We start from the raw sequence: 25,845 nt of genomic DNA, 5'->3' as shown, positions 1-25,845 counted from the left end.
CGGGTCACTCGATCCCGGGCTCCTTCTTCGTCTCCGCTTCGTCGCCGGCATCGGCCTCGAACAGCTTTTCCAGGTCGCCGCGCGCGTCGCGCGCGGTCTGGATCACGGCCGCATCGTCGTCGTAGACCAGGTATTGCGCGCGCAGCAGCTTCTCGTCGTGTTCGCGGAAGCGGCGCGCATGCTCGGCGGCGGTTTCCGGCGGGAAACCCAGCTCCACCAGCACCTGCTGCGCCATCTCCAGGCTGCTGCCCAACGTCTCGCGGAACGGCTCTGCGCTCAGGTCCATCAACCGCCAAGCGTGCTGTCGGTTGCGTGCGCGCGCCAGCACGCGCGCCTCGGGGAACATCCGGTGGATCAGTCGCGCCGCCTTGATGTTGGTGTCCGGGTCGTCCATCGCGATCACGAACACCTTCACGTGCCGCGCGCCGGCCGCGCGCAGCAGGTCGGACCGCGTGGGGTCGCCGTAGTAGATGCGCGCGTTGCCGAAACGGCGCAGCGTGGCCACGGTTTCCGGGCTGTGCTCCAGCGCCACGAACGGGATGCGCTGCGCGGTCATCAGGCGCGCCACGATCTGGCCGAAGCGGCCCATGCCCGCGATCAGCACCCTGGGTTGCTGCTGGTCCGGGATGTCGTCGAACGCGCGCGGCGGCCGGTCGGGGCGGTCGATGCCGGACAGCAGCCGTTGCAGGCCCAGCAGCAACAGCGGCGTCAGCGCCATCGACAGGCCGACGATGGCCACCAGCCGGTCGCGCAGGTCGCTCTCCATCAGGCCCACGTGCACGGCTTCGCTGAACACCACGAAGGCGAACTCGCCGCCCAGCCACAGGGTGCCGGCCAGCATCAGCGCACCGCGCGGGTCCAGCCGCCCGGGCCAGCGGCCGATGCCGAACAGCAGGCCGAACTTGATCGCCAGCAGGATCAGCACGCCCGCGGTGATGACCTGCGGTTCGGCCATTACCCGGTCCAGGTCGATGTCCATGCCCACGGCGATGAAGAACAAGCCCAGCAGCAGTCCCTTGAACGGCTCGATCTGCGATTCCAGCTCGTGGCGGAACTCCGAATCGGACAGCAGCACGCCGGCCAGGAACGCGCCCAGGCCCGCGCTCAGCCCGGCCAGCTGCATGAACCACGCGAAGCCCAGCACCACCAATAGCGCGCTGGCGGTGAACACCTCCGGCATGCGCGTGCGCGCCGCCACGCGAAACAGCTGGCGCAGCAGCAGGCGCCCGCCGAAGATCACGATGGCCATGGCGCCCACCGCCTGGAACACCATCGTCCAGGTCAGCGTCTCGTTCTTCGCCCCGCCCAGCAAGGGAATGGCGGCCAGCAGCGGGATGGCCACCAGGTCCTGGAACAACAGGATCGCGAAGCCCAACCGCCCGTGTTCGCTGGCCAGTTCCTTCCGCTCGGCCAGCAGTTGCAGGCTGACCGCGGTGGACGACAGCGCCAGGCCCAGGCCGACCACCAGGGCGGTCTTCCAGTGATGGTTGGCCAGCAGCGACACCGAACCCAGCGCCAGCGCCGTCAGCAGCACCTGCAGCCCGCCCGCGCCGAACACCGGCTTGCGCATCACCCGCAGCCGCGACGGCGAAAGCTCCAGGCCGATGACGAACAGCATCATCACCACGCCGATCTCGGCCGCGTCCAGGATGCGGTCGGCGTCCTGCACCAGCGCCAGCCCGTCCGGCCCCAGCGCCACGCCGGCCACCAGGTAGGCCAGCACCGCCCCCAGCCCGAAGCGCTTGAACACCGGCACCGCGATCACCGCGGCCAGCAGGAAGACCAGCGCCAGTTCCAGACCACTGCCGTGCATGCGTCACCTCGCGGCGATAGTATGCGGCTCGCGGGCCGGTCCAGGCCCACTTCCAGGGATGCGGGAGGGCGCGATGAAGCAAAGAAGCTGGTTGGGCGCAGCGGCACTGGTCTCGGCGCTGGTGCTGGCGCAGGCAGCGTCGGCGCAGGGTGCGGGCGCCGTCCGCAAGCAGATCGAGGTCAGCATGCTGGTCACCGGCGAGATCGCCGTCGACGCGCAAGGCAGGGTGGTCGACCACGCTCTGGATGAGGCGGACGAACTGCCGCCGGGGGTCGTGGCCTTTCTGCAGCAGCAGGTGCCGGCCTGGGAGTTCAGGCCGCAGCAGGTCGACGGTGTGCCCGTCGGAGCGCGCAACACGATGCGCCTGCTGTTGGTCGCCAGGAAACAGGAGGACGGAGCCTACGAGATGCGCCTGCAGGCGGCCAACTTCGATCCTTTGAGCCAGGATGAAGGCTACTCGATCAGCAGCAAGCGGATGGTGCCGCCGCGTTATCCCGACGCCCTGGCGCGGGCGGGTGCCGCCGGCACCGTCTACCTGATCCTCAAGGTCGGGCGGGACGGGACCGTGCAGGAGGTATTCGCCGAACAGGTCAACCTGCGTGCCGTGGCCACCGAGCCGCTGATGGAGAAGATGCGACGGATGTTCGCCGGCTCGGCCTTGCAGGCGGCACGGGGCTGGTCGTACACGCCGCCGAGCCGCGGCGAGCTGGCGGCCGCCGACTTCTGGACGGTGCGCGTGCCGGTGGAATACACGATGGGTGACGCTGCGATGCCCAAGTACGGCCAATGGGTCGCCTACATCCCCGGACCGCGAAAGACGGCGGAATGGGTCGACGCGGAACTGGCGAACAGCTCGCCTGAAGCGCTGGCGGACGGTGCGGTCGGGTTGCTGGACAAGCAGGCCCTGCGCCTGCTGACGCCGCTGGCCAGCGAAGGCTGAACGCGCATCGCCGCGACGACGCCCTGCCCCGATGGCGTACCGATCCAGAACGAAACGCCCCGCAGTGCGGGGCGTTGCAATCCGGCAATCTGCAAGGCACCCCACGCTCAGTCGCTCACCGACGAGAGCAGATGTTTGCCGTATTTCCCGGTAGCGGTGACGGTGATCACCGCGCAGGAATTGCCGACGCTCGATCGGCGGGCTTGCGAACAACTCGTGACCTTACAACCGGGCGACATCGGGCGCCTTGCCGCCGAACCACGCGTTGTCGTACGCCTGCCGCGCCGCCTTCTCCGCCGCTTTGTCGCCCTTGCGCCTGTAGACTTCAGCCAGCCCCGCCAGCGCCCAGCCGTTGCCACGCGAGCGCAGCAGCGATTCCCGCAGCACCTTCTCCGCCTCGTCGAACCTGCCTTGCCGCAGGTAGACCGAGCCCAGCGACTGGCGGATGGGGTAGTACCAGTAAGGTGGCTCCATGTAGGACAGCGAATCCTCCACCGCCACGGCTTCCTCGTAGGCATTCGCCGCGGCGACAAGGTCGCCCCGTGCGTCGGCGAGGCGGGCGGTGGCGACCAGGCGCGCGGTCTGCACGATTTCCTTTCCGGGCACGTACCAGTCGATATAGGGCTGGAAGTTCGCGTTGCGTTCGATGCCGTCGATGGCGGCGATCTCGCGTTGCGCGCCGTCGAAGTCCTTGTTCGCGGCATGGGCCAACGCGCGCGAGTAGTGTGCGAGCGCCGCCACCAGCACCTGATTTTCCGGCGGGGCCTTCAGGGCGAGGATGTCCGCCGGCGGGCTGAAGATGGCGTGCGCGAGGTAGGGCGCGGCCTTGATCGGCTCGAGCAGCGGGAATTCCGCGACGACTTCATCGGCCAGCGAGGCGTCGAGCTTGCCCGCCGCGTCGAGGGCGGTCTCTCCGTCGCCGCCCATTTGCGCGGACACCAGCACGAAGTGGATGTTGTGCGGGTAGTAGGCCGCCTTGTATAGCGGATCGGACGGCGAGGTCGCGAAATACGCCTCGTCGGCGGCCATCGCGCGCTTGTTGATTTCCAGCGACTCCTTGAACAGGCCCACGCGGTAGTAGATGTGCGCGGGCATGTGCACGACGTGCCCCGCACCTGGCATCAGCGCGGCGAGGCGCCTGGCGTGCGGCAGGCCGCGTTCCGGCGCGGCGGAAGCCTCGACGGCGTGGATGTAGAGGTGGATCGCGCCCGGATGTTCCGGGTTGCGGGCGAGGACTTTTTCGAGCGCCGCGAGCATCTCGCCGGCGCGGCCCTTGGGCTCGGTTCCCGCCGCTTCCCAGTAATCCCACGGCTGCGTGTCCATGACGGATTCGGCGTAGAGCGTCTGGATCGTGTCGTCGTCCGGATATTCCCTGGCCACGGCCTGCATCGCGTCCGCGAAGGCGGCGTCCAGCGCAACGCGGTCGGCTTCGGGGTCGGCCGAGTAGCGCTTCTGCAGCGCCGCGATCAGCGCGCGATCCTTCGCCGGCGCGGCGGGCGCCAGTGCCACCGCCTTCGCCAGCGCCGCGAACGCGGGCGCCACGGCCTCGGGCAGCATCGGCGCGTTGATGTTCGGTCCCAGCACGAAGGCCTCGCCCCAATGCGCCATCGCCAGCGCCGGGTCTTCCTTCTGCGCGGCCTGGAACGCGCGCTGCGCCTCGGCGTGGTTGAACGCGAACGCCCAGCGCAGTCCCTGGTCGAAATACGCCTGCGCTTTCGCGCTTTGCGTGCCCACCTGCAGGGTCAATTCGCCGAGGTTGTCGTACAGCGGCACCGCGCCGTCCGCGGCTTTCATCGGCAACGTGGGGAAAGGCCGGGTTTCGGAGGCCTGTGCGAGCACCAGGGCATCGAGCAGCGCGGGACGGCCCGCGGCGGGCGGAGAACAGAGGGCGCCCCTCGGATCGAGCAGCGTGTCGTACACCAGGGACGCGTCTTCCGATTTCCCCATCAGGCTGGAGGAGCCGCAGATGCCAGCGAGCGCGACGGACAGGGCGATGAGGCGGGGCGACGGCTTTTTCATGGCGTTCTCCCGGGGGAGTGACGGGTTCCGGATCGTACCTGGCGCAGCCAGCTTGCCGCCGTGGCGCGGACCAGTCCTTAGGCGAATCGCAGGCGAGTCGCAGGTTGCTGAGGAAAGACTCAGGAAGGGGCCGGGCCGGCCAGGACGAACTGCCCCATATACTTGGCCGGGTGGGGTTCGCCCGCCGGGAATCGTATGCCGCAGCCTGCTCCGGATCACCTCGCCTTCGACGACTTGGTCATCGACTTCGCCGGCCGGCGGCTGTCGCGTGCGGGCCGCGAGCAGGCGCTGGAACCCAAGGCCTTCGCCGTGCTCGCGCTGCTGGCCGGTTCGCCCGGCCGGGTATTCACCCGCGACGAAATCCTGGATACGGTCTGGGGCCACCGGCACGTCACCCAGAGCGTGCTGAACCGGATCATGAGCCTGCTGCGGCAAACGCTGGGCGAAGACGCGCTGCACCCGCGCCTTCTGCATACGGTGTACGGGATCGGCTACCGCTTCGACCTGCCCGTATCCACCTCGCTACCCGTTGCGACGATGGGAACCGAGGTCGATGCCACCGGAGTGGAGGCAGGGGCGGCAACGCCGGCCGCGCCCGTCGTGGCAGCGGGCCCGGAACCGGTCCGGTCGCGCCGGCTCTGGCTTGCCGCCATCGTTGCCGTGGCGCTGCTGGCGGTCGCCGCTGCCTGGTGGTCGCGCCAGGCTGATCGGGCGGCGCCCGTCGCTGCGTCCGATGCGCCCGCGGCCGCCGCCCGGCCCTCGCTGGCGGTATTGCCGTTCGCCGATCTTTCCCGTGCGCACGACCAGGAATACCTGGCCGACGGCCTGGCCGAGGAAATCCTCGACCAACTGGCGCAGTCGCAGGCGCTGAGGGTGGTGGGGCGCACGTCGAGCTTCTCGTTCAAGGGCAGGAACGAGGACCTGCGCGCCATCGGCAGGAAACTCGGCGTCGCCTACCTGCTGGAAGGCAGCGTCCGCAGGGATGGCGACGACCTGCGCGTCACCGCGCAGTTCGTCCGCGCCGACGACGGCACCCACCTGTGGTCGAAGACCTACGCGCGCGAACTGCGCGACGTGTTCGCGGTGCAGGAGGAAATTTCGCGCGACGTGGCGCAGGCCCTGAGCGTGAAGCTGGACGTGGCGACGTTCAACCGCGAGCAGGGCGGCACGACCAACGTGGAGGCCTACGAACGCTTCCTGCGCTGGCGCAGCATCGTGATGCGGGAACAGTTCGATGTCGAACACGATCGCGAACGCCTGCGACTGGCGCGCGAAATGGTGGCGCTGGATCCGCAGTGCGTGCTGTGCTGGGACGCGCTGGCCGTTTCGCTGAACGCGGTGGCGCAGGAAGTCGGCGGGATCCAGGCCGGACAGCTGCGTACCGAGGCGTCGCAGGTCCGCGAGCGTATCGCCCGCATCGCGCCGGACAGCTGGGTGGCCAGGCGCGACCGCTCCAATGCGCTGTGGCGCGAGGGCAGGCGCGGCGAGGCCATCGCGCTGGCGAAGCAGATCGTGGATTCCGGACCTCTGACCAAGGAGCGCGTCTGGGATTACAGCTACATGATCTTCGCCATGGGTCGTCTGGAAGAAACCATCGCCTTGGTCGAGCAGGTGCGCGCCCGCGAGCCGTTGGCGCTGTTCCTCTCACGCGACCTGCAGTACTGCTACACCGCCGCACGTCGCTACGAGGATGCCGAGGCCGAATACCGGCGCGGGCGGGAACTGGAGGGCAGCCAAGCGGAGCCGGACTCTGTCGCCTTCTTTCGCCAACTGGCGGGCGAGCGGCCTGGCGGATTGCAGGAATTGCGCGAACTGCACGGCAAGTTGTTGCAGCGACGGGGCGGTTTTTTCCGGTCGCCGCTTTTCCGCGACCTGGGCGCGGTGCTGGACGAGCGGGAGGCCATGCTCGCCCTCGTGCGCAAGGCGCTCACGGACGATGCCTACGGTGGCGCCGCCGCCGATCCCTGGACCGCCGAGCACTGGTCCATGGTGGCCGATGCGTTGGGCGATGCCGACCTGGCCGCGACCGCCCTGCGCAGGACTCTGGAAGCCCATGAGGGATTCAGGGAAGGCACCATGCACCAGAATTTCTACACCTCTTTATGGATTTCCCCCTATTCCGGCCTGCGCGGGCACCCGGACTTCAAGAAGCTGCTGATCGAGGCCGGGGTGGCCGACTACTGGCGGCAGACCGGCCGCTGGGGCGACGGTTGCGGACCCGTCGGCGCCGGGGACTTCCAGTGCCGGTGAGGCCGGTTTCGATTTTTTCCGAATGGATTACGTCGGATTGATGCGGCTACTTCCGGAGTCGACCCAAAGCGGTCACAGAAGATCGACAATCCGCCTTGCTGTCACCTTTGCCGATGCCGGGTTCTGGCCGGTCACCAAGCGGCCATCTACGACCGCGTTCGGTACGAACGGCAGGAATGCCTTCTCGTATCGCGCGCCGCGTCGCTTCATCTCTTCCTCGGCGTTGTACGGCATGTCCGTCGCAACGCCCGCAAGCACTTCCTCTCGCCAGGAGAAGCCAGTGACCTTACGCCCGGCGACCAATAGCGAGCCATCGGACAGTTTCGTGTTCAGCAAGCCACAGTAGCCGTGGCACACCGCGGCAACGATTCCTCTGCGCTCATAGATCTCGCGAGTAATACGTTGGAGTCCGGCGCTATCCGGGAAGTCCCACATTACGGCATGTCCGCCGGTGAAGTAGATCGCGTCGAAGTCTCCCGGATCGATTTCGTCGGGACTGGCGGTACTCGATAGCAAGGCCATCCTTTTCGCGTCGTTGAGCCATGCCTTGGCAGATGCATCCAACAAAGGCCATTTGAGGGCGCGGGGCTCGAGGGGCGATACGCCGCCCTTCGGGCTCACGATGCGTTGTTCATAGCCCTTCTCCTCGAAGAGATCGAAGGCATGGGTCAGTTCCGACAGCCATAAGCCAGTTGGATGGGATGGGTCGTCGTAGTGGGCGACGTTGCTGACGACATGAAGGATGCGTCGGGTCATGTGCGATGGTGCCTCGTCATGGGCATCAGGTGCGATCGAGGGCTTTCAATGATCGCGGCATGTTCAATACCAGTTGCGCGTCCTTTACTACGTCCATGCGTACAAGAGTGGACGCACCCAGGCCGTCCAGTAGCTGGCTCATCGGGCCTCCATGGCGTGATAGGGCCACATCCTTCGGCCACATCTGTTGGGCGAAGGCCAGCGTATTCGATTGCACTGTGGTTTGGTGCCATGCGCCGTCGATCAGGTGGACCATCGTGGTCGTGCCCATTCGCGATTGTGGCGCCACCGTGCGCACTTCGGGCAGCGGCGCCTCCAGCGAGAGGTCTGGTGCGCCACCGCGGGCGCGGATCTGCGCCCGTACTTTCGACCCGATGCCCAGTTCGATGTCGGCCAGCCACTTGGGTAACTGGTACCCATGCACGCCGCGCACGCGTGCGATCTCGGTATCCACGGGCAGCGCGAGCACATGCGCGACATAGGCGCGTCGCCGCAGCGTACGCGCCAGTTCCAGGGCATGGGAACCGCGAGTTCGCGGCCGTCGGATGACTACGGCGATGGAGACCTCGTTGTAGGGGTCGTTGTCGCATACGTGGTAGGAGAAGAACGTCAGCGCCACCAGTCCGTGACCGGGTAATGATCGCAGCGGTTCCAGGGGCATGAGCAGGGCGGTGCGCAAGTGCGCAAGTGGCGCCAGGAGCAGCAATTGGACGCTGCTGGTCCGGTAGTAGAAGTTGGGTGACCAGGCGGGGCCGACGCGGGTCGCCACCATCGACTTCGGGATGCGACGGAAAAAATCGATATTGCCTGCAGCCGGATCCTGGGCCACCTCATCCAGATCCGGATTCATGCGGAACCGGTCGTAGTACCCGCCTGACGGCACGAGCACCTTGTGTGTTCCGAACTCGACTTCCGTAAAACCCTGTTCCATCGTCGGCGCCTCGTCGATCACCCGACTCGCACGCTAGGGTTCAACCACAGTTGAAGGTCAAGTCCGTGGACGCTGTCTCAGGCATCACGAGCCGGTTTGCGGCGCGAGGCCACCACGCCCTTGCCGCGCAGTCGGTTCAGCACCCGCATCCGATTGTCCTCGCAGTCGATGTCATCCGGCCGGTTCTCGATACTGTCGATGGCGACGAGCAATTGCGCCTTGTTCTGCTTCAGGCGCTTCTGCAATATCTCGATCTCGGCGACCTTGGCTTTGAGCGCGATCAGCAATTCCTCGTGGTTCCAGCTGCCATCGCCGAGAGGGAGAAGATGGCGAATCTGCTCCAGTGAGAAGCCGGCGCGTTGGGCGCTGTCGATGATCTCCAGCATCGAGGCCGTCTCGGGCGGGTAATCGCGATAACCGTTGGCCTGGCGTGCCACCGCAAGGAGCAGGCCAGCACTCTCGTAGAAACGGATGCGAGACGCTGTCAGGCCAGTGAGCTTCGCCAGTTCTCCAATCTTCATACCGTACATCAGACACTCGTTGACATTAAAGTTAACTTTAGGCTTACGGTGCATGACCGGTCAAGCGGGACGGCGTATGGAGCCTTACCAGCAGTCACCGGAGCACAACGTCCTGTAGGTTGAAATTCTCAGGAGGCCAGCGGTGAAAGATGTTTCCGATTTGATTCGTCAAGAAGGTGCCGACGTGGATGCGCTCCGCCGCAGATTGATGATCGGTGGCGCCGCCATGGCCGGGAGTTTGGCTCTTCCAGGGTGGGCGTCGGCATCCGATCGCACTTCTTCCTCACGTACCAGTACACAAGGAACCCAGCATATGGCCACGGTCACCACCAAAGATGGCGTCGAGATCTTCTACAAGGACTGGGGTCCGCGCGATGCCAAGGTCATCCATTTCCACCACGGCTGGCCACTCAGTTCCGACGACTGGGACGCGCAGATGATGTTCTTCGTGAACAAGGGCTTCCGCGTGGTTGCGCATGACCGCCGCGGCCACGGCCGTTCCAGCCAGGTCTGGGACGGTCACGACATGGATCACTACGCCGACGACGTAGCCGCCGTGGTCGAGAAGCTCGGCACTCATGGGGCGATGCACGTCGGACATTCGACGGGCGGCGGCCAGGTGGTGCGTTACATCGCACGCCATGGCGAAGACAAGGTATCCAAGGCCGTGCTCATCAGCGCCGTGCCTCCGCTGATGGTCAAGACCGAGAGCAATCCGGGTGGCACGCCCAAAGAGGTATTCGACGACTTCCAGGCGCAGGTCGCCGCGAACCGCGCACAGTTCTACTACGACGTTCCCGCCGGCCCCTTCTATGGTTACAACCGCCCCGGCGCCAAGCCGTCGGAAGGGGTGATCTGGAACTGGTGGCGCCAAGGCATGATGGGCAGCGCCAAGGCACACTACGATGGGATCGTCGCCTTCTCGCAGACCGATTTCACCGAGGACTTAAAGGGAATCACCATCCCGGTCCTGGTCATCCACGGCGATGACGACCAAGTCGTTCCCTATGCCGATTCTGGCGTGTTGTCGGCGAAGCTGGTCAAGAACGGCAAGCTGCTTACCTACAAGGGCGCGCCACATGGCATCCCGACCACGCATGCCGACCAGGTCAATGCCGATCTGCTGGCGTTCCTGCAGCAGGAATAGTCGTAGTCGATACGTAAACGCACGCGCCGCAGTGGATGCGGGGCGTGTGCTGATATGCAAGGGACAATGATGCAAACGATATTGGGCGCGAACGGCCAAATCGCCGCGGAACTGGCACGCGAGTTGCAACGCAATTACACCCGTGACCTGCGACTGGTCAGTCGTAATCCGCGCAAGGTCAACGATGCCGATGTCGTCGTGTCCGCTGATCTCCTTGATGCCAGGCAAACCACAAAGGCGGTCGAGGGCAGCAGCATCGTCTACTTCACGGCTGGCTTGCCGCCGGATACCGAGCTGTGGGAGAAGCAGTTCCCCGCGATGCTGAAGAACGCCCTTGATGCCTGCCGGGCTGCGGGCGCGAAGTTCGCCTACTTCGACAACACCTATATGTACCCACAGGACGACCGGCTGCTGACGGAGGAGACCCCTTTCGCGCCGGTCGGCCGCAAAGGCAAGGTGCGTGCCCGCATGGCCACCATGGTGCTGGAGGAGATGGCGCGCGGCGAGATCCCCGTGCTCATCGGTCGTGCGCCCGAGTTCTATGGCCCGGGCAAGACCCAGAGTTTCACCAACGCGCTCATTACCGACAAGTTGAAGGCTGGCAAGTCGCCGCGTGTTCCGATACGCGACGACACCAAGCGCACGCTGATCTGGACGCCCGATGCGAGCCGGGGACTAGCTGCACTCGGGAACACGCCCGATGCATTCGGACAAACCTGGCATCTGCCTTGCTGCGACGACCGACCGACGTACAAGCAGTTCGTCACCATGGCCTGCGAGGCATTCGACAGGCCCGTGTCGTACAAGGTCATCGGCAGGTTGGCTTTTGCCGTCGCCGGCATCTTCTCGCCGCAAGTCAGGGAGATCCGGGAGTTGCTTCCGCGCTACGAGCAGGACAACCTGTTCGATTCGAGCAAGTTCAAGCGCAGATTCCCTGAGTTCAAAGTCATGACCTACCGTGAGGGGATCGACTTGATCAGAAAGAGCGGGGTCGGAGGCTGACTGGGCCTCGAAACTCTCAATCACAGCGCGCTGGATTGAGTTGAGGGTCCGCATCTGGCCGATTCCGGACCTGCTGCGCTTTTTCCCGGGAATTCCAGGCGATCCGTCGCAACGAAGAAGCCCCGGTTTCCCGGGGCTCTTGCTTACCGCTTCATCGAAGCGAAGAACTCGTCGTTGGACTTGGTGTTCTTCATCTTGTCCAGCAGGAATTCCATCGCGGCGATCTCGTCCATCGGGTGCAGCAGCTTGCGCAGGATCCAGATCTTCTGCAGCAGTTCCGGTTCGATCAGCAGGTCTTCGCGGCGGGTGCCGGAGCGGTTGATGTCGATGGCCGGGTAGACGCGCTTCTCGGTGATGCGGCGGTTCAGGTGCACTTCGCTGTTGCCGGTGCCCTTGAACTCTTCGTAGATCACCTCGTCCATCTTGCTGCCGGTCTCGACCAGCGCGGTGGCGATGATGGTCAGGCTGCCGCCTTCCTCCACGTTGCGCGCGGCGCCGAAGAAGCGCTTCGGCCGGTGCAGGGCGTTGGCGTCCACGCCGCCGGTCAGCACCTTGCCGGAGCTGGGCACGACGTTGTTGTAGGCGCGGGCCAGGCGGGTGATCGAGTCCAGCATGATCACCACGTCCTTCTTGTGCTCGACCAGGCGCTTGGCGCGCTCGATCACCATCTCGGCGACCTGCACGTGGCGGGCGGCGGGTTCGTCGAACGTGGAACTCACCACTTCGCCGCGCACGGTGCGCTGCATTTCGGTGACTTCCTCGGGACGCTCGTCCACCAGCAGCACGATCAGGTGCACGTCCGGATGGTTGGTGGTGATGGCGGTGGCGATCTGCTGCATCATGATCGTCTTGCCGGCCTTGGGCGGCGACACGATCAGCGCGCGCTGGCCCTTGCCCTGCGGGGCCATCAGGTCGAGGATGCGGCCGGCGATGTCTTCCGACGAACCGTTGCCGCGCTCCAGGGTGAAGCGGCGGCGCGGGAACAGCGGGGTCAGGTTCTCGAACAGCACCTTGTTCTTGCTGGCTTCCAGCGGCTCGCCATTGATGGTGTCGATGGTGGACAGCGCGAAGTAGCGCTCGCCGTCCTTCGGGAAGCGGATGCGGCCGCCCAGATGGTCGCCGGTGCGCAGGTTGAAGCGGCGGATCTGGCTGGGGCTGATGTAGACGTCGTCCGGGCCGGCCAGGTAGCTGGCCTCGGCGGCGCGCAGGAAGCCGAAGCCGTCCGGCAGGATTTCCAGCACGCCGTCGGCGGCGACGCCTTCGCCGTGGCGGGTCAGCACCTTCAGCAGTGCGAAGATCACGTCCTGCTTGCGGGCGCGGGCCACGCCTTCCTGGATGTTCAGCTGCTCGGCGATCTCCAGCAGCTTGGGCGCCGGCATGCGCTTGAGGTCGCTGAGCGAATACTGCGGGAAGCCTTCCGGCACGCCCGGCATCTGCCGCGACACGAACGGCTCGTTGGCGCCGTTGTCGCTGGGCATGCCGTCGTTGCCGTAGCGCTCGCGGTTGCGCTCGCGGCGGTTGCGGAAGCGGTCGCGGCGGTTGTTGTTGTTGAAGCGGTTGTCGCGCTGCTCGCGCGTTTCGCCTTCGCCGCCCTCGGACTGGCCGCCCTGGGGCTCGCCGCCACTCTCGCCCGTGGAGGGGGAAGAGGCGGAGGGCGGGGCCGGTGCACGCTCGGCGGCGGCAGGCTGCTGCCGGGGCGGCGGGGCTTGCGGGGCGGGTTCGGGGGCGCGCTCGGCGGGAGCGGGGGGCGCTGCGGTTTCGGCGGCCGGGGCGGCCTTCGGGGCGCGGGTCTTGCGCACGCGCTTCTCGGCGGGGGCGCCGGTTTCGTTGCTGCTGTCGGACAAGTGCGATTCCTCGCTAGGTGGCGAGCGCCGGCGGAGCGCGGCGGCGGGCGGTAAAAGGAGAGTGTGTGTTCAGATGGGTGCGGCGCGTACCCCTGCGCCGGATATTCGGACACTAACACCGGGCTGCGGCGGCGGCAAGCCTTGCCGCAGCGGTGGTTCAAGCATGTTCAGACAGCGCGCCCGCCAGCCTGGGTCGGCCGGGGGTGGCAGGCTCAGGCGGCCTGCGTACCCAGCGCCTTGTCGATCATCTGGGTCAGCTGGCCCTTGCCGACGGCGCCGATCTGGGTGGCCTGCACCTGGCCGTCCTTGAACAGCAGCAGCATCGGGATGGAGCGCACGTGGTACTTGATCGCGGTGGCGCGGTTCTCGTCCACGTTGACCTTCTTCACCTTCAGCTTGCCGTCGTAGGTCTCGGCCAGCTCGTCCAGCACCGGGGCGATCATCTTGCACGGGCCGCACCATTCGGCCCAGAAATCCACCAATACGGGCTCGCCGGACTGCAACACGGCGGCATCGAAATCGGCATCGCCGACGTGGGTCACTTTATCGCTCACTGGGGTCTCCTGCGGGGTCCGCGGGCGGACGCGGACGGGTTCGGGCCGGGACGGCCGCCTCTATTGGGGTAAACTGGGGCGTTTCGCGGCCCTTTCAAGGTTACCCAGGCGGTCCGCGCAACCCGGTACAGGGGGCGCAGTGTGCGACGCCGGTGAGGCCGATGCAAGCACACTCAACCGCATTAACAGCAACGCGCGCGGAACACTGCGACGCAAAAGAAGAAGGCATGAGCGACAAACCGTTAACCGATATCACATTCTCCTCGTTCGACCTGCATCCGGCGCTGTTGGCCGGGCTGGAAGGCGCAGGATTCTCCCGCTGCACCCCCATTCAGGCACTGACCCTGCCGGTGGCCCTGGCCGGGCGCGACGTGGCCGGCCAGGCCCAGACCGGCACCGGCAAGACGCTGGCGTTCCTGGTGGCGGTGATGAACCGCCTGCTGATCCGGCCGGCCCTGGCCGACCGCAAGCCCGAGGACCCGCGCGCGCTGATCCTGGCGCCGACCCGCGAGCTGGCCATCCAGATCCACAAGGACGCGGTGAAGTTCGGCGCCGACCTGGGCCTGCGCTTCGCGCTGGTCTACGGCGGCGTGGACTACGACAAGCAGCGCGAGCTGCTGCAGCAGGGCGTGGACGTCATCATCGCCACGCCCGGCCGCCTGATCGACTACGTCAAGCAGCACAAGGTGGTCAGCCTGCACGCCTGCGAGATATGCGTGCTGGACGAAGCCGACCGCATGTTCGACCTGGGCTTCATCAAGGACATCCGCTTCCTGCTGCGCCGCATGCCGATCCGCACCGAGCGGCAGACGCTGCTGTTCAGCGCCACGCTGAGCCACCGCGTGCTGGAGCTGGCCTACGAGCACATGAACGAGCCGGAAAAGCTCGTCGTGGAAACCGAGTCCATCACCGCCGCGCGCGTGCGCCAGCGCATCTACTTCCCGGCCGACGAGGAGAAGATCCCGCTGCTGCTGGGCCTGCTGTCGCGCAGCGAGGGCGCGCGCACCATGGTGTTCGTGAACACCAAGATGTTCGTGGAACGCGTGGCCCGGTCGCTGGAGAAGGCCGGCTACCGCGTCGGCGTGCTGTCCGGCGACGTGCCGCAGAAGAAGCGCGAAAGCCTGCTCAAGCGCTTCCAGGCCGGCCAGCTGGAACTGCTGGTGGCCACCGACGTGGCCGCGCGCGGCCTGCACATCGACGGCGTGTCGCACGTCTACAACTACGACCTGCCGTTCGACGCCGAGGACTACGTGCACCGCATCGGCCGCACCGCGCGCCTGGGCGCCGAGGGCGACGCCATCAGCTTCGCCTGCGAGCGCTACGCGATGAGCCTGCCGGACATCGAGGCCTACATCGAGCAGAAGATCCCGGTGGAGGCCGTGTCCGCCGAGCTGCTGACCGCGTTGCCGCGCGCGCCGCGTCCGCAGCCGCAAGGCGGCGAGGCCGATGGCGAGGAAGAAGAAAGCATCGGCCAGATCTTCCGCGAGGCGCGCGAGCAGAAGGCCGCCGACGAGGAGCGCCGTGGCGGCGGCCGCAAGCCCGCCGGCGGCGGGCGTCGTGAGGGCGGCCGTGAAGGCGGTCGCCGCGAGGGTGGCCGTCGTGAAGGATCGCGTTCCGGCGACGGCAAGCCGCGCGCGCCGCGTCCGCCGCGCGATCCGGCCGCCGCGCCCGCCGTTGCCGCTACGCCTGTTCCGGCTCCGGCCATCGCCGCGTCGACCGTGCCGGAGGGCGAGCGCCCACCGCGCAAGCGCCGTCGCCGCCGCCATGGTCGTCCGCTGGAGGGCGCCGAGGCTGCCGTGACCAATCCGGCCGCCGCCACGGCCAAGCCCGCACCGGCGCCAGCGGTTAACGACAATTCGTCCTTCCTGACCCGTCTGGGCCGCAAGCTGAAGTCGCTGGTCTCCGGTTCCTGACCGCGCGGCCTCCCGGGCGATGCCCGGGAGGCCGCCCATTCCGCGCTCCTACGGTCGGCGTGCCCGTCGCATCCGGTCTGCTGTCCGGCATAATCGACGGCTATGAGCAGCGTCCTGCGGTTTGAAAACGTCAGCAAGCAATACCCCGGCGGGCACCCGGCGCTGGAGGACGTCAGCTTCGAGGTGGCGGAAGGCGAGATGTTGTTCGTCACCGGCCATTCCGGTGCCGGCAAGAGCACGCTGCTGAAGCTGATCCACCTGAGCGAACGTCCCAGCCGCGGCGCGGTGGTGTTCGGCGGCCGCAACCTGCTGAAGGTGCGCGGCGGCCGCATCCCGCTGCACCGGCGCGAAGTGGGCGCCGTCTACCAGGACCATCGCCTGCTGACCGACCGCACGGTGATGGAGAACGTCTCGCTGCCGCTGATCCTGCGCGGCGACCGCCGCGGCGACATCGGCAAGCGCGTGCGCGAGGTGCTGGCGCGGCTGGGCCTGGGCCATCGCGAAAAGGCCCTGCCCACCCAGCTGTCCGCCGGCGAACAGCAGCGCGTGGGCATCGCCCGCGCCATCGTCGCCGAGCCGCGCCTGCTGGTGGCCGACGAGCCCACCGGCAACCTCGATCCCACGCTGGCGGCGGAGATCATGTCGCTGTTCGCGTCCATGCCCGAGCGCGGCACCAGCGTGCTGGTGGTCAGCCACGACCTGTCGCTGCTCAAGCGGATGAAGAAGCGCGTGCTGATCCTGGACCACGGCAAGCTGGTCGACGACATCTCCCCCGCGGACCTGGCCGAATGAGCGAGCAGCAGAACGCCAGGGCGCGTCCGCGGTCCGGGTTCGGGATCTGGCTGGACCAGCATCTCTACAGCTTCGTCTCCAGCCTGGGCCGCGTGCTGCGCCGGCCGTGGGCGACGCTGCTGACCATCGGGGTGATGGCGGTGGCCTTCGTGCTGCCGCTGGGCCTGTGGCTGGCGCTGCAGAACGTCGAGCACTTCGCCGGCGATGTGCAGCAGTCGCGCGAGATCGACCTGTTCCTCAAACCCGACACGCCGCTGGCGCGCGCGCAGGGGCTGGCGGAGGAATTCCGTGGCCGTTCCGACGTGGCCAGCGTGGAACTGCGCACGCCGGAGCAGGGCCTGGCCGAATTCCGCGAGCGCAGCGGGCTGGGCGCCACGCTGGATGCGCTGGACGGCAATCCGCTGCCCAGCCTGCTGATCCTGGTGCCGCAGGGCGACGACACGCGGCTGGTCGCGGCATTGCAGGCGCTGCCGGAAACCGACCTGCTGCAGCACGACGCCGCCTGGCGCGCGCGGCTGGCCGGCTGGCTGGGCTTCGGCCAGCGGCTGGTGTGGGTGCTGGCCGCGCTGTTCGGGCTGGGTGCGCTGCTGGTGGTGGGCAATACCGTGCGGCTGGACATCCAGTCGCGGCGCGAGGAAATCGGTGTGTTGCAGTTGCTGGGCGCCAGCGACGGTTTCATCCGTCGTCCGTTCGTCTACCTCGGTGCCTGGTACGGGTTGGCGGCCGGCGCATTGGCGTTGGGATTGCTGACGCTGGCGGCGGTCGCGCTGCGCGATCCGCTGGCGGCGCTGGCCAGCAGCTACGGCAGCCGGTTCGCTTTGGCAGGGCTGGAGTGGCGGGGCGCCACGGTGGTCGTGCTGGCGGCCACGGTCATCGGCTGGCTGGGCGCGTGGCTGGTGACCGGGCACTTCTTGCGTCAGACTCGCCCGACCGAAACCTGAGATCTCCCACCTTCATGGCCCAAGAGCTCCGGCATCTGATCAGCGACGCTCCCCGCGTGATGGTGGTGGACGGGTCCAAGCTGGTCCGCAAGCTGATTGCCGATGTGTTGCAGCACGAGCTGCCGGGCGTGCAGGTGATCGGCTGTTCCAGCATCGCCGAGGCGCGGGCCGCGCTGGAGGCCGGCGAAGTGCATCTGGTCACCACAGCGCTGGCGCTGCCCGACGGCGACGGGCTGGAGATCGCCCGCAGCGTGCGCCAGGCGTCCGGCCAGGCCTACGTGCCGGTGATCGTGGTGTCCGGCGATGCCCAGCAGCACCTCGAGGAACGGCGCTTCACCGAATTCGTCACCGACTATTTCGACAAGTCGCTGGGCCACGAGGCGCTGGCCGCCTTCATCCGCGGCTACGTGCAGCCCGAGCCGGTGCCCGGCGCCACCGTGCTGTACGTGGAGGACAGTCGCGTGGTGGCCGAGACCACCCGCCGCATGCTGGAGCGGCAGTCGCTCAACGTGGTGCACGTGCTGAAGGCGGAGGATGCCTTCGCCCTGCTCACCGCCGAGTCGCTGGGGCTGGCCACGCACAAGTTCGACATCGTGCTGACCGACGTGACGCTGAAGGGCGAGCTGAGCGGGCGCGACGTGGTCCAGCGCATCCGCATCGACTTCGCCTATGGCAAGCGCCGCCTGCCCATCCTGGTGATGACCGGCGACAGCAACCGCGACAACCAGGCCGAACTGCTGCAGGCCGGCGCCAACGACCTGGTGCTCAAGCCCATCGAGGAACGCTTGCTGGTGACCAAGGTGCTGTTCCAGCTGCGCCTGTCGCGCATGGACGAATCCCGCAGCCTGGTCTGAGACATCTTCTTTTCGTTATGGCCGACGACGACCGCATCAAGCTGGAACCCTCCTGGAAGGCGCGCATCGGCGAGTGGCTGCAACGGCCGGAGATGCGCGAGCTGTCCGCGTTCCTGCGCCAGCGCAAGGCGGCCGGCGCGCGCATCTATCCGCCGGGGCCGCAGATCTTCGCCGCGTTCGACGCCACGCCGTTCGACGCGGTGAAGGTGGTGATCCTGGGCCAGGACCCGTACCACGGCCGCGGCCAGGCGCACGGCCTGTGTTTCTCGGTGCTGCCGGGCGTGCCGGTGCCGCCGTCGCTGGTCAACATCTACAAGGAAATAGAGAACGACCTGGGGATCGCACCGCCCGACCACGGCTGCCTGCTGCCATGGGCGCGGCAGGGCGTGCTGCTGCTCAACGCGGTGCTGACGGTGGAGGAAGGCCGTGCCGGCGCGCACCAGGGCAAGGGCTGGGAAGGCTTCACCGACCATGCCATCGAGACGTTGGCGCGCGAGCGCGAAGGGTTGGTGTTCCTGCTGTGGGGCAGTTACGCGCAGGCCAAGGGCAAGGTGATCGACGCGCGTCGCCACCGCGTGCTGCGCGCGCCGCACCCGTCGCCGCTGTCCGCGCATCGCGGCTTCCTGGGCTGCGGGCATTTCAGCGCCGCCAACCGCTACCTGGAGCAGCACGGGCAAGCGCCGATCGACTGGCGCTTGCCGCCACGGGACCAACTGGTGCTCTGAAAAACTGCAGGTGCGACGTAGGGTGCGCCCTGGCGCACCGATGGAATCCGCGGATACGTAATGAAAGCCTGCCTGTTGACCATCCGGGCGCGCTGCGGCGCGTTCGTCATGGTGCAAGTGGAATGGTCATCGGTGCGCCAGGGCGCACCCTACGATGCGCTCGCAACGCGTGGGCGGCTCAACGGGTGCGGCGGCGCTTCTGCGGCGGAGAGACGGGCGGTGGGGGGACGGCGGTGTCGGTGGGGATGCTGCGGATCTCGGCCTGCAGCTCTTCCAGCATGGGGCCCATCTTCTGCTGCACCGCGCTCATGATGTTCTGCATCAGCAGCGGGTTCTTGTCCAGCAGGCTCTTGCCGGCCGGGCTTTCGTAGAACTTGGCGATCGCGCGCACGTCCTCGCGCGTGTAGGTCTTCTTGTACACGTCCAGGTAGACCGGACGCATTTCCTCCCACGACAGCGCCTTGCGGACGATCTCGTTGGTCTTGGCCTGGATGCGCGCCACTTCGGCCTTCTGTTCCTCGGTCATTTCCTTGCCGGCGAAGTGCTTGTCGAACTCCTGCTGCTGCACGGCCTCCATCTGCGGGACGATCGCGGCCAGCAGGCTCTCGGCGCGGGACGCTTTCAGCAGGCGGTCGATGTCGGCGTCGGAGGGCTCGGCCGCCAGTGCGGGCAGGGCGAGCAGGGCCAGGAAAAACAGCGGCAACAGGCGGGGCAGCGCGCGGGACGCGCTCGATGACCAGGACTTCATGCGGAGGCGACACGGCGTGGAGCGGGTCCGTAGGGTGCCCGTTCGGAAGTAAATCTGGCGTTAATCGGCGGCGGAACCGCGCCGTCGCGCTACGAACCGCCACCCATCCTGTCTACAATCCGCGCATGGGGAGCGGTTCACTCGACATCACGCCCACGCTGGCCATTCCGGACGATGAACTCGTCGAGCGCTTCGTGCGCGCCAGCGGCGCGGGCGGGCAGAACGTCAACAAGGTGTCCACCGCGGTGGAACTGCGCTTCGACGTGGCGAATTCCCCGTCGCTGCCGGATCCGCTGCGCGAGCGCCTGCTGGCCAAGCGCGACCGCCGCCTGACCGACGACGGCGTGCTGGTGATCGACGCGCAGCGCTTCCGCACGCAGGACCGCAACCGCCAGGATGCCCGCGAGCGGTTGGCCGCGCTCATCGCCGCCGCGCTCGTCGTGCCGAAGAAGCGCATCGCCACCAAGCCCTCGCGCGCGGCCAAGGCCCGTCGCCTGGACGCCAAGCGCGAGCGCAGCCAGGTCAAGCGCGGCCGTTCGCAGAAGAGCCATTGGGAGTAACCGTTTGAGCGACGACATCCTTCCGCGCATCCCGCCCAGCATGCCGCAGGTGCCGCCCAACCGGTTCACCCGCTGGCTGGGCCGCAGCTTCCTGCGCGCGTTCGGCTGGAAGGTGACCGGCACGCTGCCGGACATCCCCAAGCTGGTGCTGATCGTGGCGCCGCATTCGTCCAACTGGGACGGCATCTGGGGGATGGCGGCGAAGATCGCGATGGGCTTCCAGGTGCGCGTGTTGGGCAAGGCGCAGCTGTTCTGGTGGCCGTTGTCCCCGCTGCTGCGCAAGCTGGGCGTGGTGCCGGTGGACCGGCGTTCGCCGCAGGGCACGGTGGATCAGGCGGTGCGGATGATCCGCGAGTCGGACAGGATGTGGTTCGCGCTGACGCCGGAAGGCACGCGCAAGCGCGTGGACAGGTGGAAGGGCGGCTTCCTGAAGATCGCCCAGCAGGCGCAGGTGCCCATCCTGATGGCCTACTTCCATTATCCGGAGAAGACCATCGGCATCGGCGGGGTCTACCATCCCACGGGCGATGCCGAGGCCGACATGGCCGCGATCCGCGCGTGGTACCGGCCCTGGCAGGGCAAGAACCGCGGGACCTTCTGATCGGCATGGTCCATGCCCGCGGTGCCGATGCCCGGCGTCGTCCGTTTCCGTCACCGAGGTCTCCATGAAAGCGCACCTGTCCTGTTTCCTCGTCGCGGGTTTGCTCGTGCTTCCCGTCGTGCCGCCGGCGCATGCCGCCGACCCCGTGCTGGTCGTCCATGGTGGCGCGGGCGTGGTGCGCAACGCGCTGACACCCGCGGAAGAGGCCGCCGCGCGCGCATCGCTGGAGCAGGCATTGCGCGCCGGCCATGCACGGCTCATCGCTGGCGAGTCCGCGCTGGAGGCGGTGACCGCGGCGGTGAGGGTGCTGGAGGACGCGCCTTCGTTCAACGCCGGCAAGGGCGCGGTGTTCACCCATGACGGCCGCAACGAACTGGACGCCGCGCTGATGGATGGCGCGACGCGGCGGGCCGGTGCGGTGGCCGGCGTGCAGCGGGTGAAGAACCCCGTCCTGCTGGCGCGCGCGGTGATGGAGAAGTCGCCGCACGTGATGATGGTGGGCGCGGGCGCGGAAGCGTTCGCGAAGGAACACGGCATCGAGCTGGTCGAACCGTCGTATTTCCGCACCGAGAAGCGCTGGCAGCAACTGCAGAAGGCGCTGCGCGAAGAAGCCTCGCGCGAGGCGCACGCCGACATAGAGACAGCCAGGTACTTCGGCACGGTGGGCGCGGTCGCGCTGGACGCGCAGGGCCACCTGGCCGCGGCCACGTCCACCGGCGGCATGACCAACAAGCGCTACGGCCGCGTCGGCGATGCGCCCATCATCGGGGCGGGCACCTACGCCGACGACCGCTGCGCGGTATCCGGCACCGGCTGGGGCGAGTTCTACATCCGCGCGGTGGCCGCGCACGAGATCTGCGCGCGGGTGAAGCATGCCGGCCAGTCCATCGCGAGCGCCGCGCGCGGCGTCGTCAACGACGACATTCCTCGGGCCGGCGGCGACGGCGGCGCCATCGCGCTGGGCAGCGACGGCAGCTTCGCCCTGCCGTTCAACACCGAAGGCATGTACCGCGGCTGGATCGGCAGCGATGGCGTGCCGCACGTGGCGATCTATGCGACGGATGCGATGCAGGGCGATACGCTGCGGTAGGTTGAATCGACTCTGGTCCCGGCGCTTGAACGCGGGAAGCTGTGCGCCGCGCGCACTGGCAAGTCGGCGGCTTTGCCGCCTGTAAAGCGCAAGGAAAAGCGCGGTTGCTCCTGACTCGCAGGCGGCGGAGCCGCCGACTTTGCCCTTTACTGCTCCTTAGAACCTGTTCACGCTTTCGAGAAGCGCGGCCGGTATTCGAGAAAAAGACCCGTCATTCCGGCGGCTTTCAACAGCCGGAATGACGAACTCCTTTTTCGAGATCGTGAACAGGTTCTTAGAGCATCTCCGGCTTGAACAGCCGACGCCGGCTGACGTGCGGGCCGGACAGCATGAACTCGCCCTCGCCCCGGTAATGCACGGTCCGCGGGCGCTTCGGTGACGCCGCCACGTGCGCCTTCACCACCTCCCAGATGAAGAAACCGTAATCCGGGAGGTGTTTCTGCAGGCGGCACTCGAAGTTGGCGTGGCATTCCTCCACCAGCGGCGCGCCCACCTTGCTGGCGGGCATGGCGGTCAGGCCGAACCGCTCGAACTTGTCGCCTTCGGTACCGCTGCAGTTGCCGATGCCGACCACGGCATCCAGCAGGTCGGCGGTGGGCAGGTTGATGACGCACTCGCGGCTGCGCTTGATGAGCGCATGGCTGTGGTTCTCTTCCCAGATGTAGCAACCGAACAGCGCCGGCTCGAAGCCGAGCATGCAGTGCCAGCCCATCGTCATCAGGTTGCGCTCGCCCTGCCAGGCCGAACTGACCAGCACGATGGGCCCCGGCTCCAGGAACCGCCGGATGTCCGACAGCGGATAGTCGTGCTTGCGATGGGTCCTCATATGCGTTCCTCCACTGGCGGGCGTCGCCCCGCACGGGCGTCGGCAGCATGGCACGTCCAAGGGCGGCATGTGCCGCCGCCAGCGGCTATGCTGCCGGCATGACGATCCATGTCGCCCTGCTGCGCGCGGTCAATGTCGGCGGCACCGGCAAACTGCCGATGGCCGAGTTGAAGGCGCTGTGCGAAGCCTGCGGCTTCACCCGGGTGCGCACCTATATCGCCAGCGGCAACGTGGTGCTGGCCAGCCCCGGGAGCGCGGAGCGGGTGAAGGCGAAGCTGGAGGCCGCGCTGGCCCGCCACGCCGGCAAGCCCATCGGCGTGATGGTCCGCACGGCCGACGAACTGGCGCAGGTGCTGGCCGCGCATCCGTTTCCGGAGGCGGCCCCGAACCGGGCCCTGGTCGTCTTCCTCGACGCCCCGCCGCCGCCCGACACGCTGGCGCGCGTGAGCCATCGCACCGTGGAGGAGATCGTGCTGGGCCGGCGCGAGATCTACGTGCACTACGGCGAGGGCATGCGCGATTCCAGACTGAGGATTCCGGCCGCCCAGGCCGGCACGGCGCGCAACATGAACACCGTCGCCAGGCTGGTGGAGATGGCGCGCGAGGCGGCCGCGCGTTGATCGTGCTTCCCATCGGGGCGGCGACTGACTATCGTGCGGCCTCGATCCTGCCCTCCCTTACTTCATGACCCGTAACGCCTTGCTCTGGCTGGTGGTGCTGCTGACCGCGGCCGCCCTGGCCGCCACCTTCGTCCTCCATCCCAAGTATCCCGTTCCCATGCCCGATACCGGGCCGCGCGCCACCCCGTTCGGCTGGGAGGCGCAACTCGGCCTGGCCGCCGGTGACGGTGTGCGCGGCCTGCGCGACGGGCAGGCCCTGCAGGCGCGCTTCGACGATCCGTACGGTATCGCCGTGATGGCCGACGGTACGCGCTACGTGGCCGATGCCGGCGACAACAACCGCATCCGCCGCATCGCGCCGGACGGGACAGTGAGTACGTTCGCGGGCGGGCGCGAGGGCCTTGCCGACGGAATCGGCGAAGCGGCGGCCTTCCACACGCCCTCCGCGCTGGCCCGGGACGGCGACGGCAACCTGTACGTGGCCGACACCGGTAACCATGCCATCCGCAAGGTCACGCCGCAGGGTGTGGTGACCACGCTGGCGGGCACCGGCGAAGCAGGCTTCCGCGATGGCCCGGGTGCGCAGGCGCAGTTCAACGGCCCCATCGGGGTGGCGGTGGACGGCAGCGGCCGCGTCTACGTGGCCGATACCTACAACGACCGCATCCGGGTGATCTCGCGCGAAGGCGTGGTCGGCACGCTGGCCGGCGACGCATGGCCCGGTTACCGGGACGGCGTGGGCGAAGCCGCGCGCTTCGATACGCCCAGCGCCCTCGCGGTGGATGCCGCCGGCGTGGTGTGGGTGGCGGACACGCGCAACCGTGCGATCCGCCGCATCGATGCGCAGGGCGTCGTCAGCACGCTGTTCCAGGGCAACGGGCATGATCTCGCCCGCCCGGTCAGCGTGGCCGTCACCCACGATGGCTATCTGTACGTCGGCGACATGGCGACCGGTTGCGTGCTGCAGTTCGCCCGCGACGGCCACGGGATAGTGCTCACCGGCAACGGACCCCTGCAGCGGCTGTCGCGGCCCGCCGGCCTGGCGCTGGATGCCGATGGCGCGCTCCATGTCACCGATGCCGGCAGCCATCGCGTGCACCGCATCGCGCCGCCCGCCGAGGAAACGGCGCCGATGCTCGATATCGGCCCGTCGCCGCAGGACCCCTTGCCCGACACCGCCGGCCGCTGGCCGCTGCACCCGCAACAAGGCTGGCACGAAGTGGTCGGTACGCTGGGCGAGGTGCGCGGCGACTACACCGGCGAGAGCCGGCACCACCTGCACGGCGGCCTCGACATCCGCGGCGATGTCGGCGCCACGGTGCTGGCCATCGCCGACGGCAAGGTCGGCACGCCGTCCGGCGCGTGGGGTTTCGACGGTTTGGGCGAAGGCATGTCGATCGGCGATCTGGACTACATCCACATGCGCGTGGGCCGCACGCCGCGCGGGGACGTGCTGGACGCGGCGCGCTTCCACCTGCTGCGCGACGAGGCCGGCGAACCCGAGCGCATCCGCGTGCGGCGCGGCACGCGCTTCGCCGCGGGCGACGCGCTGGGCACCGTCAACCGCATGGCGCACGTGCACCTGGCCGTCGGCGCCGGCGGCTACCAGCGCAACGCCATGGCGCTGGGGTTCACCGGCTTCACCGATACCCACGCGCCGCGCATCGACGGCATCGCGCTGTTCGACACGCTGGACCAGCCGCTGGAAGGAAAGCAGGACGGCCACATCGTCGTGCCGCGCGACCTGGCCGGCATCCGCATCGTGGTGGATGCGTGGGACCAGGTGGATCGCAACCTGCCGCGCCGCCGGCTGGGCCTGCATGCGCTGGGCTACCAGGTGCTGCACGCCGACGGCACGCCGCTGCCGGGCTTCGAGTCGCCGCTCATGACCCTGGATTTCGACCGCATGCCGTCCGACGACGCGGTCAAGATCGCCTACGCGCCGGGCAGCGGCATCACCGTGCACGGCAGCGCGGTCACGCGCTTCAAGTACAGCGTCACCAACACCGTGCGCGACGGCCAGTGGGCCGAAGGCGCATGGCAGGCCGGCACGCTGCCCGCCGGCGACTACCTGTTGCGCATCACCGCGCGGGATTACAGCGGCAATGAGGCGCGGTCCCGCCGCGACCTGAAGGTGCGGTTGCAGTAGCGGTTCTTTCTTCGAAGTGCTTCCGGCAGGCATCAGGAGAAGGCGCAGGTAAGTACGTTTACTTGGCCTTATCCCGGTATTCGGCTCGTTGCCTGGGTCATGGCAATCGATATCACACGATTGACTGTCTGGCCTGCTGCCGATTTCACAGACACCTAGTTTAGGTGCAATGATGAAATCGGAGGTGGTAAATGGCAAAGCGGACGTTCACGCCCGAGTTCAAGCTTGAGGCGGTAAAGCTGGTCCGGG

At 67.7% G+C, this 25,845-nt stretch carries 23 protein-coding genes; 14 read left to right on the top strand and 9 right to left on the bottom strand.

Going from position 1 to position 25,845, the window contains the following annotated elements; all coding sequences use genetic code 11:
• Positions 1-4: 4 nt before the first annotated feature.
• Positions 5-1,813, bottom strand: coding sequence for a monovalent cation:proton antiporter-2 (CPA2) family protein (locus tag AAD027_RS18155; RefSeq protein WP_341727446.1), 1,809 nt, complete (start codon positions 1,811-1,813; stop codon positions 5-7).
• A gap of 73 nt (positions 1,814-1,886) precedes the next feature.
• Here AAD027_RS18155 and AAD027_RS18150 point away from each other — a divergent pair, with 73 nt between their 5' ends.
• On the top strand, positions 1,887-2,753 hold the full coding sequence (locus tag AAD027_RS18150) for an energy transducer TonB (protein WP_341727445.1): 867 nt from the start codon (positions 1,887-1,889) through the stop codon (positions 2,751-2,753).
• A 222-nt stretch (positions 2,754-2,975) separates the two neighbouring features.
• Here AAD027_RS18150 and AAD027_RS18145 read toward each other — a convergent pair whose 3' ends face one another.
• Entirely contained in the window at positions 2,976-4,772 is a 1,797-nt protein-coding gene (locus AAD027_RS18145) for a tetratricopeptide repeat protein (RefSeq protein WP_341727444.1), read from the bottom strand.
• A gap of 195 nt (positions 4,773-4,967) precedes the next feature.
• Here AAD027_RS18145 and AAD027_RS18140 point away from each other — a divergent pair, with 195 nt between their 5' ends.
• Complete coding sequence (locus AAD027_RS18140; RefSeq protein WP_341727443.1) at positions 4,968-7,022, top strand: winged helix-turn-helix domain-containing protein; 2,055 nt, start codon at positions 4,968-4,970, stop codon at positions 7,020-7,022.
• Positions 7,023-7,094: 72 nt separating this feature from the next.
• On the opposite strand, the gene AAD027_RS18135 is transcribed toward AAD027_RS18140, so the two are convergent.
• From AAD027_RS18135 to AAD027_RS18125, 3 genes are read right to left on the bottom strand one after another with little or no spacing between them, the layout of a single operon-like run.
• Positions 7,095-7,778, bottom strand: coding sequence for a type 1 glutamine amidotransferase domain-containing protein (locus tag AAD027_RS18135; RefSeq protein WP_341727442.1), 684 nt, complete (start codon positions 7,776-7,778; stop codon positions 7,095-7,097).
• 25 nt (positions 7,779-7,803) lie between these two features.
• Entirely contained in the window at positions 7,804-8,730 is a 927-nt protein-coding gene (locus tag AAD027_RS18130) for a hypothetical protein (protein WP_341727441.1), read from the bottom strand.
• A 56-nt stretch (positions 8,731-8,786) separates the two neighbouring features.
• Positions 8,787-9,239 (bottom strand): MerR family transcriptional regulator, encoded by a 453-nt coding sequence (locus AAD027_RS18125; RefSeq protein WP_341727440.1) that lies wholly within the window; start codon positions 9,237-9,239, stop codon positions 8,787-8,789.
• A 304-nt stretch (positions 9,240-9,543) separates the two neighbouring features.
• On the opposite strand from AAD027_RS18125, the gene AAD027_RS18120 reads away from it, so the two are divergent.
• Complete coding sequence (locus tag AAD027_RS18120) at positions 9,544-10,377, top strand: alpha/beta fold hydrolase (protein WP_341727506.1); 834 nt, start codon at positions 9,544-9,546, stop codon at positions 10,375-10,377.
• 66 nt (positions 10,378-10,443) lie between these two features.
• A complete protein-coding gene (locus tag AAD027_RS18115) occupies positions 10,444-11,379 on the top strand; it encodes an SDR family oxidoreductase (RefSeq protein ID WP_341727439.1) in 936 nt (311 codons plus the stop codon).
• A gap of 143 nt (positions 11,380-11,522) precedes the next feature.
• On the opposite strand, the gene rho is transcribed toward AAD027_RS18115, so the two are convergent.
• Together rho and trxA are read right to left on the bottom strand one after the other, a co-directional pair.
• A complete protein-coding gene (rho, locus tag AAD027_RS18110) occupies positions 11,523-13,223 on the bottom strand; it encodes a transcription termination factor Rho (RefSeq protein ID WP_341727438.1) in 1,701 nt (566 codons plus the stop codon).
• A gap of 212 nt (positions 13,224-13,435) precedes the next feature.
• Entirely contained in the window at positions 13,436-13,777 is a 342-nt protein-coding gene (gene trxA, locus AAD027_RS18105) for a thioredoxin TrxA (RefSeq protein ID WP_341727437.1), read from the bottom strand.
• A gap of 227 nt (positions 13,778-14,004) precedes the next feature.
• On the opposite strand from trxA, the gene rhlB reads away from it, so the two are divergent.
• The 5 genes from rhlB to ung all read left to right on the top strand — a co-directional run bounded on the left by rhlB (position 14,005) and on the right by ung (position 19,002).
• A complete protein-coding gene (rhlB, locus tag AAD027_RS18100; RefSeq protein WP_341727436.1) occupies positions 14,005-15,690 on the top strand; it encodes an ATP-dependent RNA helicase RhlB in 1,686 nt (561 codons plus the stop codon).
• Between the two features lie 102 nt (positions 15,691-15,792).
• Positions 15,793-16,482, top strand: a complete 690-nt coding sequence (gene ftsE, locus AAD027_RS18095; protein ID WP_341727435.1) for a cell division ATP-binding protein FtsE — start codon at positions 15,793-15,795, stop codon at positions 16,480-16,482.
• Positions 16,479-17,423: a permease-like cell division protein FtsX gene (gene ftsX, locus AAD027_RS18090; RefSeq protein WP_341727434.1), complete on the top strand. Its 945-nt coding sequence runs from the start codon at positions 16,479-16,481 to the stop codon at positions 17,421-17,423. Before ftsE ends, ftsX begins: the two co-directional genes overlap by 4 nt.
• Positions 17,424-17,437: 14 nt before the next feature.
• Positions 17,438-18,277, top strand: a complete 840-nt coding sequence (locus AAD027_RS18085; RefSeq protein WP_341727433.1) for a response regulator — start codon at positions 17,438-17,440, stop codon at positions 18,275-18,277.
• 17 nt (positions 18,278-18,294) lie between these two features.
• Positions 18,295-19,002 carry a uracil-DNA glycosylase gene (gene ung, locus AAD027_RS18080; RefSeq protein ID WP_341727432.1) on the top strand — a complete coding sequence of 236 codons (708 nt, stop codon included), beginning with the start codon at positions 18,295-18,297 and terminating at the stop codon, positions 19,000-19,002.
• Positions 19,003-19,180: 178 nt separating this feature from the next.
• On the opposite strand, the gene AAD027_RS18075 is transcribed toward ung, so the two are convergent.
• On the bottom strand, positions 19,181-19,750 hold the full coding sequence (locus tag AAD027_RS18075; protein ID WP_341727431.1) for a DUF2059 domain-containing protein: 570 nt from the start codon (positions 19,748-19,750) through the stop codon (positions 19,181-19,183).
• A gap of 125 nt (positions 19,751-19,875) precedes the next feature.
• Here AAD027_RS18075 and arfB point away from each other — a divergent pair, with 125 nt between their 5' ends.
• The 3 genes from arfB to AAD027_RS18060 all read left to right on the top strand — a co-directional run bounded on the left by arfB (position 19,876) and on the right by AAD027_RS18060 (position 22,001).
• Positions 19,876-20,310 (top strand): alternative ribosome rescue aminoacyl-tRNA hydrolase ArfB, encoded by a 435-nt coding sequence (gene arfB / locus AAD027_RS18070; RefSeq protein ID WP_341727430.1) that lies wholly within the window; start codon positions 19,876-19,878, stop codon positions 20,308-20,310.
• A gap of 40 nt (positions 20,311-20,350) precedes the next feature.
• Positions 20,351-20,911: a lysophospholipid acyltransferase family protein gene (locus tag AAD027_RS18065; protein WP_341727505.1), complete on the top strand. Its 561-nt coding sequence runs from the start codon at positions 20,351-20,353 to the stop codon at positions 20,909-20,911.
• A gap of 64 nt (positions 20,912-20,975) precedes the next feature.
• A complete protein-coding gene (locus AAD027_RS18060; protein ID WP_341727429.1) occupies positions 20,976-22,001 on the top strand; it encodes an isoaspartyl peptidase/L-asparaginase family protein in 1,026 nt (341 codons plus the stop codon).
• A gap of 274 nt (positions 22,002-22,275) precedes the next feature.
• On the opposite strand, the gene AAD027_RS18055 is transcribed toward AAD027_RS18060, so the two are convergent.
• Entirely contained in the window at positions 22,276-22,827 is a 552-nt protein-coding gene (locus tag AAD027_RS18055; protein WP_341727428.1) for a flavin reductase family protein, read from the bottom strand.
• Positions 22,828-22,925: 98 nt separating this feature from the next.
• Between AAD027_RS18055 and AAD027_RS18050 the strand changes: the two genes are divergently transcribed.
• Both AAD027_RS18050 and AAD027_RS18045 read left to right on the top strand, forming a co-directional pair.
• Positions 22,926-23,447 (top strand): DUF1697 domain-containing protein, encoded by a 522-nt coding sequence (locus AAD027_RS18050; protein ID WP_341727427.1) that lies wholly within the window; start codon positions 22,926-22,928, stop codon positions 23,445-23,447.
• A gap of 64 nt (positions 23,448-23,511) precedes the next feature.
• Positions 23,512-25,596, top strand: coding sequence for an NHL domain-containing protein (locus tag AAD027_RS18045; protein ID WP_341727426.1), 2,085 nt, complete (start codon positions 23,512-23,514; stop codon positions 25,594-25,596).
• Positions 25,597-25,845 lie beyond the last annotated feature (249 nt).

Origin of the sequence: Pseudoxanthomonas putridarboris (genome assembly GCF_038321125.1) — a bacterium.
Classification (GTDB): domain Bacteria; phylum Pseudomonadota; class Gammaproteobacteria; order Xanthomonadales; family Xanthomonadaceae; genus Pseudoxanthomonas_A; species Pseudoxanthomonas_A putridarboris.
Note: the sequence above shows the minus strand (reverse complement) of the source record. Positions and strands in the feature narration are given on the sequence as shown.